The following is a 13,142-nucleotide window of genomic DNA, read 5'->3' on the forward strand; positions in this document are numbered from 1 at the left end:
TAGCAAAAGGAAAAAGGGAAAGGAAAAAATTGCATAATTTCCCTTTGACCTTCTCCCAACATTCCTTTTATACCCCAAGGGGACTGGTGAGTCCCCAAACCCCAAAGGGGACAACGGGCAGTTAAACAGCCCTCCCCTACTCCCCCCATCTCCATTCCTTAGGTGCAACAGAGGCAAAAATGACTCCTCCAGAAAACAACAACATCATCGAAGAAAGAAAAGAACTAATTAAAGAAGTTCTAGAAGCTTACCCAGAAAAAGCTAAGAAAAAACGCGAAAAGCACTTAAACGTATACGAAGAAGGTAAGAGCGACTGCGGAGTTAAATCTAACATTAAATCCCTTCCCGGTGTCATGACCGCTCGTGGTTGTGCTTATGCTGGTTCTAAGGGTGTGGTCTGGGGTCCCATCAAAGACATGATCCACATCAGCCACGGTCCTGTGGGTTGCGGTTACTGGTCTTGGTCTGGTCGTCGTAACTACTACATCGGCACCACAGGTGTTGACACCTTTGGTACCATGCACTTCACCTCTGACTTCCAAGAACGCGATATCGTCTTCGGCGGTGACAAAAAACTCTTCAAGCTAATCCAAGAACTCGACGAACTCTTCCCCCTCAACCGTGGTGTCTCAATTCAATCTGAATGTCCCATTGGTCTAATTGGGGATGACATCGAAGCAGTAGCTAAGAAATCATCAAAAGAGATTGACAAGCCAGTTGTCCCCGTACGTTGCGAAGGCTTCCGGGGTGTTTCCCAGTCCCTTGGACACCACATTGCGAACGACATGGTTCGTGACTGGGTGTTCACCAGATCTGACAAGGAAAGAAAAGAAGGCAAGCTGCAATTTGAGTCTACTCCCTATGATGTAGCAATTATCGGTGACTACAACATCGGTGGTGATGCTTGGGCTAGCCGTATCCTGCTAGAAGAACTCGGCTTGCGCGTAGTCGCCCAGTGGTCAGGTGATGGCACCATCAACGAGATGATGCAGACACCGAACGTGAAGATGAACCTCATCCACTGCTACCGGTCGATGAACTACATCAGCCGTCACATGGAAGAAACTTACGGTATACCCTGGTTGGAATACAACTTCTTTGGTCCTACCAAGATTGCTGAATCCTTACGGGAAATCGCTTCTAAATTTGACGAGAAGATCCAAGAAAACGCTGAGAAGATCATCGCCAAGTACCAGCCGGTGATGGATGAAATCATCGCTAAGTATCGCCCAGGCTTGGAAGGCAAGACTGTCGCCATGATGGTTGGTGGTCTGCGTCCTCGCCACGTCGTTCCCGCGTTCCAAGATTTGGGAATGAAGATGGTTGGTACTGGTTATGAGTTCGCTCACAACGACGACTACAAGCGCACTACCGACTACATCGAAAACGGCACCATCGTTTATGATGACGTGACCGCATATGAGTTCGAGGAGTTTGTGAAAGCACTCAAGCCCGACCTCATCGCTTCTGGTGTGAAAGAGAAGTATGTCTTCCAAAAGATGGGTCTTCCTTTCCGTCAAATGCACTCTTGGGATTACTCCGGACTTGATCATCGCCCTTCAAAGTCAGGTAAGGCAAGGTTTTTTAGCAGTCACAGAAAAAAGAGCTTATTTCTAGCCTAAATGCAAGTTTTAGGGTTATGTAGGAACAATCTGTTTTTATGCTTTAGACAATATAACTCTTATATAGTCGGGTTTTTAAAATTTCCTTGCATTTTGCTCAAAGAAAAACTGCTAAATAAAAGACTATTTTTAATGACGATTTTTTAGATTAAATGGCGTGATCAGATTTGTTGGATAAGAAGGTAGGGTCATGTGATGGGGTTTGAAGCGGTTATATCTCATCAGAATTGATAAACTAGTAGCTATGGAACCGGAGGTCAATAACTTATGCTTAAAGACTCCCCAATTATCAGCGCATCTCCTGAAATTATGGGCGGTACTCCAGTTTTTGCTGGAACTAGGGTTCCCGTGCAGACGCTTCTGGATTATCTTAAAGCAGGCGAATCGATCAACGACTTTTTGGATGGATTTCCGACTGTGAGCAGAGAGCAAGTTATCGCCTTGCTTGAGGAGGCTGGAAAGCAGCTTGTTGGCACGATGGCATAGCATGAAACTCTTGTTGGATGAGTGTATTGACCGCAAACTAGCCAGAGAGTTTATCGGCTATGAGGTGCAAACGGTTCCTCAGATGGGATGGGCGGGGGTAAAGAATGGTCAACTTCTTGCCCTTGCAGAAGCAGAGTTTGATGTTTTCATCACTGTTGCTCGCAACTTGTCATTTCAACAAAATCTACCACAGTTCAATATTGCGGTAATTGTTTTACAAGCACAATCCAACCGTTTGATAGATCTAAAGCCTTTAATACCGAAGGTTTTAGCCACTTTAGCCACGGCAGTTAAAGGACAAGCCACGCTAGTCGGTGTGTAAAAATAGAGGAGAGAGCAGTAGGCGTAGCCCGTCGTAAACATCGCCCCAACTCAACAACAGGCGACTGCATATTCATATTAGCTGAAGTTAAGCGATCGCCTCTAACTCACCGAATGCTTTTAGCTTCATCTTTTTTCAATGAAAACACCAATAACTTCCATTAGCGATGCCTTCGGGGGGCTACGCCAACGCGCTTCAAACTTAGCTAAGGCAAGCTTTTTAAGCAAATGGAGAAAAAAGAGACTATTTCTAGCCTAAATGCAAGTTTTAGGGTTATGTAGGAACAATCTGTTTTTATGCTTAAGACAGTATAACTCTTATGGAGTCTGGTTTTTGAATTTGAATTGCATATTGCTCCAAGAAAAACTGTTAAATTAAAAACTATTTTAAATGACTATTTTTTAGATGAAATAGTGCCACAGCTACCCCCGTCGTAGACTTTGCTTTTGTTGGACAAGATGATGGGGGATGACGGGTGCAATGAGCAAAAGAGAGAATAATTCATCTGGGGTATGTCAAACCTACATTTGCTTTAACGGCTAAGTTATGAGGTTGCAAATAGCTTTGAACTGTTGTCCATAACCTTTGTCCCGTCCGCACAAACGTAGTATTCGACTGCCGCCATTACTATGCAGGATCGTTTACCCTTAGATTTAGAATAACTAATTTTTCTCCAGCACAAACCTATGAGCGTTGTAATTCCTGATGACATTCTCCTATCGACCAAGATGACTGAGGATGAATTAAAGCTGGAAATTGCCATCATGTTGTACAATCAAGAAAAAATTAGTGGTGGCAAAGCCCGCGCTTGGACTGGGTTAACAGTGATTGAGTTTCAACGCGAATTGACAAAACGGGGACTTTGTATCAACTACGATGTAGAAGATTTGCAAGCAGATATTAAAACCTTGCAATCAATGGGCTTGCTGTGATTGTTGTTAGTGATACTTCCCCCATCACAAATCTCGCAGCCATTGGTCAGCTAGACCTGTTGCAGCAACTCTATGGAAGCATTGTTATTCCTCTAGCAGTCTATAACGAAATGGTAGCAGTAGGAAAGGTTGTTCCTGGCGCAGTTGAAGTACAAACTCTATCATGGATTCAAACTCAGACAGTTGCCGATGCTCAAAAAGTGATGGACATTCAAACAAACCAAGGCAATATTGATTTGGGCGAAGCTGAAGCAATTATTTTGGCACTGGAACTAAGAGCAGATTTACTCTTGATGGATGAGCGTCGTGGTAGAGCATTGGCTATGAATTATGGACTCAGTGTTACTGGGCTACTGGGTGTTTTATTGCAAGCTAAACGTAATAGCTTTATTCCATCTGTTAAGTCTGTGTTAAATCAGTTGATTGAACAGGCAGATTTTCGAGTGAGTAGCCAGTTATATGAAGCAATCCTACAAGCTGCTGATGAGGCAGTTTAAATTCACTGTTTTGGGAGCGATCGCACTTCAACATCATATAATGCAAGCTTTTTTGGTGATGGGATAATAAAGAGCTTATTTCTAGCCTAAACGCAAGTTTTAGGGTTATCTAAGAACAATCTGTTTTGATACTTCAGACAATATAACTCTGATTCAGTCTGGTTTTGAGTTTTTGCTGGTATTTTGCTCAAAGAAAAACTGTAGAATCAAAGAATACGTTACACTTTGTAGCATAACAAAAGTATCAAATTCCGTTCCGCGTGCAGCCGCTTGTTAGGTATTCTAGCAGCATTGAATTAACACTTTTCTCCATTTTACATTCCATAGTATTTTGCACTAAAGCCTACCGTTAAAGGAGCTTCATCATATAAACAAGAAACACTTATTTTTAGCTTTTTTCTATGATCATAATAAGCGTGGAAGTGTGTTTGCTTTCGTACAAGTTCTAGTTCAGACGGATTTATACTAAGCGATCCAAGTATTGGTACTGAGTCAAACTCTTGTGTTTGTAAATGAGGTGCTGTTTTCTTCAGATCAATTTCAACATAATTGATGAAATTACCCTCAGCTTCAAGGAGCATATGACAATCATCATTATCAATAATTATATTGCCGACTTCATTCGGTCCTTGCGCCACAGCAGCTGAGGCGGAGGCAATGCTCATACCTATATATTGGAATTGTCTGTGAAATGGCTGACTAAATACAGGAAGATTTATTATCGCTGCTTTGTTCAAAGCTTGCCCCAACGTAGCACCAGTAAGATTGCTTTCAAGAGCATTTTTATTAAACACAACCTCAATACTACGCACAAGTTTTTCAAAAGCATCTTCATACCGAGACTCTTCGGTAAAATCAGCATACAACTTACCAAGTAAAAAACCCGGTAATTCGCATTTCCGATACATAATCGGAAGAACTTTAACTCTTTTCCCCATAATCTCTTGGTTCATAGCTACATCCACTTCTCGCTGTACCCAAGACGAAGCAATTGAATTTGGAGATAAAATAACAGCAACATAGTCTACTTTATCCAAACCACTTCTAATTTTTCCTATTAAAGATTCTCCAACTTTTATTTCAGCTTCATCAAGCCAAATTTTAACGCCGTGGTTGTCCAAATCTCTTGCAAGTTTCCTAACAAAAGGTTTGTCTTCCTTGTTGTGGCTAAGAAATACACTTACTATCATTTATGTGCATACTCCATTTAGATACTTACCTAGTTATTAGACTGAAACTTTCCCTCTAATTACCTGATTTGGATAGTTATCTGAAATTTTTCCATTTAAGACTTAGATTATAATACTATACATAAATTTTCCTTATAATTACTTAATGGGGGGTGGTTATCCAAAGTTTTTCCACCTAATATCCCTATTTGGACATTAAATGGAAATTGTTCATACATTTACCCTAATTGAGTCTGTATGCACCATTTTGATCTATATCCTCTGCGGATAGCCAGAATTTTTTGGCATATTATCCTAATCAGTGCCACATCTTTTACTGTATGGGAATTCTGTATAAGGCTTACCATTATCTCATAACCCTTCACGACTTCACTCTCGTTACGAGCGCGACTAATATACGTATGGCTACCAAGAAGTTGTTCGTGAAACGTCACAACTGAAATTGCAAAATCCGATAGCGGATATTGAGCCATGTGGGTTGAAAGATTGACGTAATCTTGACCAGTCTGTCGTTGGATAATGCTTAAATGATCTGTATCCAACAAATATTTCATGGCTCATCCTGAATTTCGATTATTGGCTCATCGCCTTGACGAATCGCACGTCCATAAGCGAGTACCTCTTCAAACGCAGGCTCGTCTTTGAAGGAAGCAGTAATTTGTTGGAGCCAATTTGTTGGTTGAGAAGCCGCTACTTGTTTTTGCAACTCCGTCACAGCCGCCTCGACAGCTGCGAGACGTTCTTCCACAGAAGTATTAGTTGACATTTGAGGTTCTCCCTAACTGCCTTTGCGCCTATCTGAAGAATAACGAGTCAGAGTAAGGGGTGGCAACTCTCAAAGAAGGTAATAAAGATGATTTAATTGCTTTTATGAGCGATCGCCCCAACTGAATTGATAATTTTGAATGTTTGAGAAGCGAGTGACGTGTTCTGAGTTGGGATACAAATCTATAATTTTAGGAATAATCTCGTCAGACAGGTTTTCGTCTAAAAGCAGTTTCACAGGGACACGACAAATAATTTTTTCTCACGATCAGCAGCGAAAGCAAGGCAAGCCTTAATATCCTCAGAAGTGAGTTCAGAAAAGTCTTCGAGAATCTCCGCCTCAGTCATACCACCTGCGAGATATTCCAAGACATCGTATACAGTTATTCGCATACCTCGGATACAAGGTTTTCCGCTACGTTTGCCAGGTTCAATCGTGATAATGTTGTGGTAGTCCATAAGCTATTTGTAAGTTATCCATCCATATTATAAGAAAGCTGAAAATTCAGGGAAATGCATAAGCATGGATTGTTGTAGACATCCCCTCAACTTTGCCGAAAGCCAGTGTATATTTAAGGATCTGTGTGAAAGGTGTAGACGTAGTCTGTCGTAGATATCCCCCCAAGACAAACAGCAATTGCATCCTTTGTGTGATAGTAAGTGAAGTCAAACCATTTCCTCTAACTCAGGAATGTGTTCAGTTTCATAATTTTCAATTAAGACACCGATGACTTCCATTAGAGACGCCAGCGGATGGCTTTCATCTTCACCTACTTGATCGATAAGGCGATCAAGCATTTCGACCAAGCGATTATATTCCTCTTCGGTGTGAGGAACAAAGACATTTTCGGCAATGGATGACCAAGCAGTGATGGTTTGATCGAGGTTAAAACTTTGCATTATTCTTTCCACTTTCCTTCATCGTATTCTGAATGGGTTAATACAGCTCGAATATATATTTTTTGGCGATTGTAGTGAATTGCGGCAATCAGTCGAACTTTGTTACCACCAATATTAAACACAGTCAATTTACCGACTTGATCTGCGGATGGAAACATTTCACGGAGTTCGACAAACGAGGCAAACTGATTTTGCTTTACCAATCGATACCACTGAGCCAAAGCATTCGTTGTATCTGGATGGAGTTTGGCAAATTCATTCAGCCGTTTACGAGTAATCACATGCATGTCAAAACCCCTGATGTCTTAATAATTCTGTCATGCATTCAACTCACTTTTCATCGCTAATCTTGTATTTTAATCGCTTCTCATATATAGCAATTTTAAATTTATACTTGACAAAAAGCCATGGTATGTTTATGAAAACGTAAGTAAAATGGCCAAGAAGTAGCCCGTCGTAGACATCGCACTTTTGTGTCTACATCAATTACCCCTACTTTCTACCTCATCAAAACAGGAACCGCTATATTTATAGGGATTCACTTTTTACTTTTTAAGGTTCAGTCTGGGAAAGCCAGACCAGTCATTGGGTCACGAATATACAGCCCTAGTGTGAGACTACGTATCACTTCATCCCAAACGGGTGTTAGCTGCTCTGCTTGATCTGCCCAATAATCAAATGTAATCAAGCACTGAACATTCGACCCCAAACCAATGCAAGTCCGCGAAAAAGCTTCGCGTGGTTCTGTTTGCGTGTCGATAAATTTAATCTCTGTCCACACAATCCTGGCGGTTTGGCGCTTGATGGTAAAGATTTCTCCCGATTCAATGACGTTGCGGCTGTCGTCTTGTATGATTTTCTTCAAAGTGGGTTTTAGCGGAAACTGGCTCCAGTCATTAGGTGGCAGACGATTGAAAGAGACTTCCAAACAGCAATCATCGTTGGGCGGTTTTCTATCGAGGAACTTGAACGATTTTTCTTGTGGCTCAAAAACCCAATCCTGAGGAACATTGAAGCGAACAGACCCCCGATCTGCTACAAAAATTTTGTAGCCTGATGGAGATTCCCAGCGATGGTCAGGTTTTAGTTCAAGCGTTTCTTTAATCCACTGGAGATTGCTTTTCTTACGCTTTGCCATAGTGTTTTTGCAAATCTGCTGATGAGTGCGTTCGCGTAGCGTGCCCCTTGGGCGATCGCCCATTTTGTTAATGGTATCAAATCCCTGGTAGGGTTCGTTCCATTTGTTCGCGTATGCTAAGTTCGATATCCATCTCGTAGAATAACAAATAAAAGCAGTGCAATTTACCCCTCTTTAGGAAACCTTAAATGGTACAAATCCCTGCTAAACTTGTAACTTTACAAGAATTCCTAAAGCTGCCGGACACAGAACCTGCCAGTGAATATATTGATGGGCGTATTATCCAAAAACCAATACCACAAGGAGAACATAGCGTCATTCAAACTGAGTTAGCACCTGCAATCAACTTTGTCGTAAAATCCAAACAGATTGCACGAGCTTTCTCAGAACTTCGCTGTACCTTTGGTGGACGCTCAATTGTACCTGACATTTCAGTGTTTTTATGGGGAAGAATCCCACGCAAGGAAAATGGTGGGGTTGCTAACATCTTCTCAATTGCCCCAGATTGGACAATCGAAATCCTATCTCCTGACCAAAGTCAAACTAAAGTTACCAAAAATATTCTGCATTGTCTCAAGCATGGAACTCAGATGGGATGGCTCATTGATCCAGAAGAACAATCTGTGTTTGTTTACCCGCCAGATCAAAGCGCCACTTTTTACGATGAACCAGGAACACGTTTGCCAGTACCAGAATTTGCTAAAGATTTCAACCTTACTGTAGAAGGCTTGTTTGGTTGGTTGCTTGAGTAAGTTATGCTCTTACCCTGCTAAAATCTAAACGACAATATTTTCCAAATTCGTCTTGCTGAAAAAGTGAACGTCTCTGCCAACATCATCCGCTATAATTCTGTGCGGCATTTTTTGCACTGCAACAATGGGCTTTTTCGAGTATTCATCGTTTTATCACAAGTTGTTTTGAAACAGTTCTAGAACATGTTGCCAAGCATCAGGAGCAGCTTCGGGACTGTAACTTGGGTGCTGCTTGAAGAATGGGTATTGGTCTACAAATAATCCGTGGAAGAATCCGTGTCCTGCGTCGTATCGGAACACACGATGATTGATTTTATGTTTCTTTAATTCTACCTCAATTTGCTCGTTTTCCTCCTGCGAAACAAATGCATCTCTTGTAGCAAAAAACGCATAAATAGTACCTTTAATTTGAGGGGTGCGATTAATAGTTGGAGTGTCTTCACCATAGCTAGAAGTGGTAATCCCACCACCGTAGAACGAAGCTGTTGCTTTGATATCGGGTAAGGTTGCAGCCATGTAAGCAACATGACCACCAAAACAGAAACCAATAGCGCCGATCGCATTATCTTTTACATTGGGTAAAGTTTTTAGGTAGGCGATCGTAGCTTGAATATCGCTTAATATTTCTTGATACTTTACTTGTTGATAGTATTGCAAGCCAAGCCGATAGCTTTCTTGGCTATACCCAACATCTTCTTGGCTATAGTCAACCTCAAAACCGGGAGCAATACGTTGATACATGGCGGGCGCTATTGCTACATAACCTTGTTTAGCTATTAGTTCGGTGACATCTCGAATCTGACTGTTGACTCCAAAAATTTCGTGAAAAACTATAACCGCGCCAAAGATTCCCTTATGTGCAGGTTGAGCTAAGTAAGCATCGATTTCTAAGCCGTTGTTAGGTACTTTGACAGAGTAAGTGTTAATTTCAATGTTTGTTATTTCTACCATCTTTATTTCAGCTTATCTTGGTGTTATCCTACTGTAGAAAAAGTGCTACTTAGGACTCTAGAAAAAAGTTGCGGGATTTTAGTAAATTATTGCGATTGGATTTGGAGGAGTTGTTTGGGTGTAACGCCAACAATCCGCTTGAAATATCGAGTAAAGTGGCTTTGATCGCAAAAACCTAGCCTAGCAGCAATGTCTGCAATGCTGAGTTCGCTATGTTGCAACAGATATTTGGCTTTATCGATCCGACATTGCAAAATGTATTGGTGGGGCGTTACACCCATACTTTGCTTGAACAGACGCAAGAAGTGATATTGACTCATCTGGGCGATCGCAGCAATCTCACTTAGCTTTACATCCTGATGCAGATGTTCATTGATATACTCGGTTACCTGTTGCAGCGTATATTTGGATAATCCATCAGCATAGCTAGAGAGCTTAGGTTGCGTGGTGCAATACTTCCTTAACAGATGAATGGCTAATGTCGTTTTGAGACTATCAATCAGCAAATAACCACCGATTTTGCCAGACTCTAACTCTTCTCTCAAGGCACAGAGGATACCTTGTATCAATACATCTTGCCTAGTCATAAAATGAGGGATGAGTTCAATGCGATCGCAATTAACCAAATCTTGACCGACTTGTTTGAGGAGTGCAGACTCAATTGCCAAAATCATAAACTGGACTGAGGTATTCCAATTACAACGATGAGAAATACCCGCAGGGATGATAGCAATGTCTCCCAAATTGCGCGTCTCTCTTGTCAGCTTTCCATCCAACCATCTTTCTCCTGATGAGCAGACGCCTGATGAGCAGGAAAGCCCAGAAGCAATGACGTGCATTGTGTGTTGATGCTCAGCTACGTCAAACTTTGGCTGTTGATGGAGTTCAAGATGGATACTGTCCCAACAGCGGCTTGAGAGAACAGCGGGTTTAGGCACAAACGCATCTGATGCATTCTCTTGGCGGTAATCAAGAACTTTGATCGTTTGCCCTTGCATTCTCATATGAGTGCTTATACAGCTTGGGGATTCTTCTATTCTGACTGTTTTTCGACACGCATGAGCGATCGCCTCCGGCACTGCGCTCCGCGCAATCGCCTAAAAAGCACTGCGCTACTTTGCAATCGCAGCAGAGACAAGCTAAAATCTGCGCTATTACTCAAAATTTTGTCAAGCGGAAATAATTGCGATCGCCCAGGGCATAGCGATATCTCTGACTGTTAACGGCAAAGTTGAGCGGCAGCAAATAACCTCGAATACTCCATCAGGGGCTTTCGTCCATCCGCTGCATTGTCTTGTTAACCCGCCTCAAGTGACAGATGTAGAGTGCGTGTACCATGATAGTAACAGACAAGCTATTAATAAATCTAAAGAAGATGGGACTCCAAATCTCGATCTCTGACTCTATTGTGCAAGCTCTTCGTTTACCGGAGCAGCGTATTGAGCAAGAACTGCGCCGAGAATTAGCTATTGCTCTCTACACACAAGACATTCTTGCGTTTGGCAAAGCACGAGAACTTGCTGAGATGGATAAATATGAATTTGGACAATTGCTTGCTCGTCGCGGAGTAGTGCGGCACTATAGTTTTGAAGAATTGAATGACGACTTAACTTATGCCCGTGGTGAGTAACACTTCACCAATTCTGAATTTGGCGATTATTGATCAGCTTATCCTTTTGCAGCAGCAGTTTGGTGAAATTCTGATTCCAAGTGCTGTACTAGATGAGTTGAAAATTAGTGAAGAACGACCTGGTTCTCAAGCAATTCGTGAGGCGATTTCAGTCGGATGGATTCAAAGCCGAGAGGTGACTAATGAACCACTTGCCCAACTCTTGAAGCAAACATTGGACAAAGGAGAATCTGAAGCGATCGCTCGCACTCTATAAGAGTTTAATCCTAGCTATAATCACCTTGAGAAAAATAACTAAAATCTAGTTCGATTCATAATGAGCGATTTTTTTATCGGTGGAACTGTTGATAATCCACTGTACAGGCATTTGAGAGATGATTTTGTACAGTCGGCATGTGCATGTGATGCGAGGAGTTTCACTAATAAACTTTGGGAAAGCACTTCCTCTTATTTGGGTCCAGATCTTCAAAATAATGCTACAAAGCAGTTTCACCAATGTTTTTGGGAAATGTACCTTACAGCAGCATTACTTGAACAGGGTTTTCCAGTTCTTGAGCGAGAGAGTAGAAGATGTAAAAGCAAAGGCCCAGATGTTCAGGTTGGAAATCTTGATGCCTGGTTTGAGGCTATTGCAGTAACAGCTGGCAGTGGTCCAGATGCCATTCAAGAACTTGAGTTGGAATCAAACATTGCTATAGATGTACCGCAAGACCAAATTAAGTTGCGATTAATGGCCGCAATTGAGGAAAAGCACTCGAAATATCAGACTTATAGAAAAAATGGAATTGTAAAACAAGGTGAACCCTTCATCATTGCAGTCAACGCAGCTTTGATTCCACACGTTCAAGTTGTTGAATTAACAGTTCCCTGGATTGTCAAGTCGCTCTTTCCTATAGGTCACGAAGTGCTTCAATTTAATCTAAGTATGAGAAATGTAGTAAACCAGTATCATGACTATCAAGAGTATGTAATCAAAAAAAACGGAACTCAAATTCCAACAACCTTTTTTGAAGAGCCGGGGTCGGAAGGAATTAGCGCTGTTTTATACAGCACTGCTCATGTTTTTGCCTATAGGAAACTCGGAGCCGATTTCAAGTTAATTCACAATCCACAAGCAGATGCACCCATACCTAAGCGATTCCTAAAAGTTGGTACTGAATACTGGCTAGAAGGAGATAAGTTATTTTGGAAAGAATACTCCGAATGATCCTTGCTCAGTTGGACATCACATTGAATCGTTCGGTGCAATATTTGAATTTATGCTTCTAAGTCACCCTACTGCAAACTCTGTATACTGCCGTACATGAGGTGCATGATATGCTATCACTATGTCCTGCTTAGGAACTCCCTCCCTCACGAGTTGATCCGCAATTGCATCCTCCGTTCCGTCATGCTGCACCCAAATTTTCCCATCCTTGATATCTACATGCAGCACACAGCCGTAAATCCGGGTACTGCTATCCTTCCATCCCAGATGCACAAGCTGATAGTGGTCTTGTGTCGTATCAAAAATGGTTTGACTTTCTATTGGATCACTCCCAGAGCGCAACTTTGCCCGCGCTGTCAATAATTCCTGAATGAGTTTGCGATACAAATTTAGCTTATCCATTCTGCAATCTCCTGTTTTTCTGTGTCGTACACCAAAAGGGGAATTTGGTTACGGCGAATGACCGTTTGAATAAATGGATATCTGAAAAATCGCTTATAAACGTCGAGCGGAACTGCCAAATACAGCTGCCGCTCTGGATCATCATCTTCCAACGCAATGCAGTAGTTAATAAATTGTCCAATTGCAGTATGGAACTCAGAAATCGTTGAGGCTGCCAAAAATGTTTTGATCTCAACTGCAATCTTTTGATCATCCTTTGTCGCTGCTAGCAACAGTTCTGCACCCAAGTCGATTTGACACTCCCTGCCCTAAAAGGACAGGGATTCTTTCATCGCGGGGAGCGCAACC

General features: G+C 41.8%; 20 protein-coding genes. 9 read left to right on the forward strand and 11 right to left on the reverse strand.

The window, feature by feature from the left end:
* Positions 1–179 precede the first annotated feature (179 nt).
* From nifD to AACT52_RS38015, 5 genes are all read left to right on the forward strand, one after another.
* Positions 180–1,622 (forward strand): nitrogenase molybdenum-iron protein alpha chain, encoded by a 1,443-nt coding sequence (nifD, locus tag AACT52_RS37995; RefSeq protein ID WP_073635429.1) that lies wholly within the window; start codon positions 180–182, stop codon positions 1,620–1,622.
* Positions 1,623–1,889: 267 nt separating this feature from the next.
* Complete coding sequence (locus AACT52_RS38000) at positions 1,890–2,108, forward strand: DUF433 domain-containing protein (protein ID WP_073635430.1); 219 nt, start codon at positions 1,890–1,892, stop codon at positions 2,106–2,108.
* Between the two features lies 1 nt (position 2,109).
* Positions 2,110–2,430: a DUF5615 family PIN-like protein gene (locus AACT52_RS38005; RefSeq protein ID WP_073635431.1), complete on the forward strand. Its 321-nt coding sequence runs from the start codon at positions 2,110–2,112 to the stop codon at positions 2,428–2,430.
* 686 nt (positions 2,431–3,116) lie between these two features.
* A complete protein-coding gene (locus AACT52_RS38010) occupies positions 3,117–3,362 on the forward strand; it encodes a UPF0175 family protein (protein ID WP_073635432.1) in 246 nt (81 codons plus the stop codon).
* Entirely contained in the window at positions 3,359–3,859 is a 501-nt protein-coding gene (locus AACT52_RS38015; RefSeq protein WP_073635433.1) for a DUF3368 domain-containing protein, read from the forward strand. The genes AACT52_RS38010 and AACT52_RS38015 overlap by 4 nt, the downstream gene beginning before the upstream one ends.
* Before the next feature lie 314 nt (positions 3,860–4,173).
* On the opposite strand, the gene AACT52_RS38020 is transcribed toward AACT52_RS38015, so the two are convergent.
* From AACT52_RS38020 to AACT52_RS38050, 7 genes are all read right to left on the reverse strand, one after another.
* Positions 4,174–5,049 (reverse strand): toll/interleukin-1 receptor domain-containing protein, encoded by an 876-nt coding sequence (locus AACT52_RS38020; RefSeq protein ID WP_073635434.1) that lies wholly within the window; start codon positions 5,047–5,049, stop codon positions 4,174–4,176.
* A gap of 550 nt (positions 5,050–5,599) precedes the next feature.
* A complete protein-coding gene (locus tag AACT52_RS38025) occupies positions 5,600–5,815 on the reverse strand; it encodes a hypothetical protein (protein WP_073635435.1) in 216 nt (71 codons plus the stop codon).
* A 102-nt stretch (positions 5,816–5,917) separates the two neighbouring features.
* Entirely contained in the window at positions 5,918–6,052 is a 135-nt protein-coding gene (locus AACT52_RS38030) for a hypothetical protein (RefSeq protein WP_272937136.1), read from the reverse strand.
* On the reverse strand, positions 6,049–6,273 hold the full coding sequence (locus tag AACT52_RS38035) for a DUF433 domain-containing protein (protein ID WP_073635436.1): 225 nt from the start codon (positions 6,271–6,273) through the stop codon (positions 6,049–6,051). Before AACT52_RS38035 ends, AACT52_RS38030 begins: the two co-directional genes overlap by 4 nt.
* 207 nt (positions 6,274–6,480) lie before the next feature.
* A complete protein-coding gene (locus tag AACT52_RS38040) occupies positions 6,481–6,714 on the reverse strand; it encodes a hypothetical protein (protein WP_073635437.1) in 234 nt (77 codons plus the stop codon).
* Positions 6,714–7,001: a type II toxin-antitoxin system HigB family toxin gene (locus AACT52_RS38045; RefSeq protein WP_073635438.1), complete on the reverse strand. Its 288-nt coding sequence runs from the start codon at positions 6,999–7,001 to the stop codon at positions 6,714–6,716. Before AACT52_RS38045 ends, AACT52_RS38040 begins: the two co-directional genes overlap by 1 nt.
* A gap of 272 nt (positions 7,002–7,273) precedes the next feature.
* Complete coding sequence (locus AACT52_RS38050; protein WP_073635447.1) at positions 7,274–7,852, reverse strand: hypothetical protein; 579 nt, start codon at positions 7,850–7,852, stop codon at positions 7,274–7,276.
* Positions 7,853–8,040: 188 nt separating this feature from the next.
* On the opposite strand from AACT52_RS38050, the gene AACT52_RS38055 reads away from it, so the two are divergent.
* Positions 8,041–8,604, forward strand: a complete 564-nt coding sequence (locus tag AACT52_RS38055) for a Uma2 family endonuclease (RefSeq protein WP_073635439.1) — start codon at positions 8,041–8,043, stop codon at positions 8,602–8,604.
* 153 nt (positions 8,605–8,757) lie between these two features.
* On the opposite strand, the gene AACT52_RS38060 is transcribed toward AACT52_RS38055, so the two are convergent.
* Positions 8,758–9,555: a dienelactone hydrolase family protein gene (locus AACT52_RS38060; protein ID WP_073635440.1), complete on the reverse strand. Its 798-nt coding sequence runs from the start codon at positions 9,553–9,555 to the stop codon at positions 8,758–8,760.
* An 86-nt stretch (positions 9,556–9,641) separates the two neighbouring features.
* Entirely contained in the window at positions 9,642–10,553 is a 912-nt protein-coding gene (locus tag AACT52_RS38065; RefSeq protein ID WP_233154165.1) for a helix-turn-helix transcriptional regulator, read from the reverse strand.
* Between the two features lie 377 nt (positions 10,554–10,930).
* On the opposite strand from AACT52_RS38065, the gene AACT52_RS38070 reads away from it, so the two are divergent.
* Genes AACT52_RS38070 through AACT52_RS38080 form a run of 3 tightly spaced genes read left to right on the forward strand, consistent with a single transcriptional unit; the run spans position 10,931 to position 12,392 of the window.
* A complete protein-coding gene (locus AACT52_RS38070; protein WP_073635442.1) occupies positions 10,931–11,185 on the forward strand; it encodes a UPF0175 family protein in 255 nt (84 codons plus the stop codon).
* A complete protein-coding gene (locus AACT52_RS38075; RefSeq protein WP_233154167.1) occupies positions 11,178–11,441 on the forward strand; it encodes a hypothetical protein in 264 nt (87 codons plus the stop codon). Before AACT52_RS38070 ends, AACT52_RS38075 begins: the two co-directional genes overlap by 8 nt.
* A 60-nt stretch (positions 11,442–11,501) precedes the next feature.
* Positions 11,502–12,392 carry a hypothetical protein gene (locus AACT52_RS38080; protein ID WP_073635443.1) on the forward strand — a complete coding sequence of 297 codons (891 nt, stop codon included), beginning with the start codon at positions 11,502–11,504 and terminating at the stop codon, positions 12,390–12,392.
* A 63-nt stretch (positions 12,393–12,455) separates the two neighbouring features.
* On the opposite strand, the gene AACT52_RS38085 is transcribed toward AACT52_RS38080, so the two are convergent.
* Positions 12,456–12,794 carry a XisI protein gene (locus tag AACT52_RS38085; protein WP_073635444.1) on the reverse strand — a complete coding sequence of 113 codons (339 nt, stop codon included), beginning with the start codon at positions 12,792–12,794 and terminating at the stop codon, positions 12,456–12,458.
* Complete coding sequence (locus AACT52_RS38090) at positions 12,782–13,087, reverse strand: element excision factor XisH family protein (protein ID WP_096549332.1); 306 nt, start codon at positions 13,085–13,087, stop codon at positions 12,782–12,784. The genes AACT52_RS38085 and AACT52_RS38090 overlap by 13 nt, the downstream gene beginning before the upstream one ends.
* Between the last annotated feature and the right edge of the window lie 55 nt (positions 13,088–13,142).

This window comes from Scytonema sp. HK-05 (assembly GCF_963872035.1).
Classification (GTDB): Bacteria; Cyanobacteriota; Cyanobacteriia; order Cyanobacteriales; family Nostocaceae; genus Kalymmatonema.

Coding starts and splice junctions, on each gene's coding strand:
- nifD (WP_073635429.1), top strand. CDS start 180: ATGACTCCTCCAGAAAACAACAACATCATCGAAGAAAGAAAAGAACTA.
- AACT52_RS38000 (WP_073635430.1), top strand. CDS start 1,890: ATGCTTAAAGACTCCCCAATTATCAGCGCATCTCCTGAAATTATGGGC.
- AACT52_RS38005 (WP_073635431.1), top strand. CDS start 2,110: ATGAAACTCTTGTTGGATGAGTGTATTGACCGCAAACTAGCCAGAGAG.
- AACT52_RS38010 (WP_073635432.1), top strand. CDS start 3,117: ATGAGCGTTGTAATTCCTGATGACATTCTCCTATCGACCAAGATGACT.
- AACT52_RS38020 (WP_073635434.1), bottom strand. CDS start 5,049: ATGATAGTAAGTGTATTTCTTAGCCACAACAAGGAAGACAAACCTTTT.
- AACT52_RS38025 (WP_073635435.1), bottom strand. CDS start 5,815: ATGTCAACTAATACTTCTGTGGAAGAACGTCTCGCAGCTGTCGAGGCG.
- AACT52_RS38035 (WP_073635436.1), bottom strand. CDS start 6,273: ATGGACTACCACAACATTATCACGATTGAACCTGGCAAACGTAGCGGA.
- AACT52_RS38040 (WP_073635437.1), bottom strand. CDS start 6,714: ATGCAAAGTTTTAACCTCGATCAAACCATCACTGCTTGGTCATCCATT.
- AACT52_RS38045 (WP_073635438.1), bottom strand. CDS start 7,001: ATGCATGTGATTACTCGTAAACGGCTGAATGAATTTGCCAAACTCCAT.
- AACT52_RS38050 (WP_073635447.1), bottom strand. CDS start 7,852: ATGGCAAAGCGTAAGAAAAGCAATCTCCAGTGGATTAAAGAAACGCTT.
- AACT52_RS38055 (WP_073635439.1), top strand. CDS start 8,041: ATGGTACAAATCCCTGCTAAACTTGTAACTTTACAAGAATTCCTAAAG.
- AACT52_RS38060 (WP_073635440.1), bottom strand. CDS start 9,555: ATGGTAGAAATAACAAACATTGAAATTAACACTTACTCTGTCAAAGTA.
- AACT52_RS38065 (WP_233154165.1), bottom strand. CDS start 10,553: ATGCAAGGGCAAACGATCAAAGTTCTTGATTACCGCCAAGAGAATGCA.
- AACT52_RS38070 (WP_073635442.1), top strand. CDS start 10,931: ATGGGACTCCAAATCTCGATCTCTGACTCTATTGTGCAAGCTCTTCGT.
- AACT52_RS38080 (WP_073635443.1), top strand. CDS start 11,502: ATGAGCGATTTTTTTATCGGTGGAACTGTTGATAATCCACTGTACAGG.
- AACT52_RS38085 (WP_073635444.1), bottom strand. CDS start 12,794: ATGGATAAGCTAAATTTGTATCGCAAACTCATTCAGGAATTATTGACA.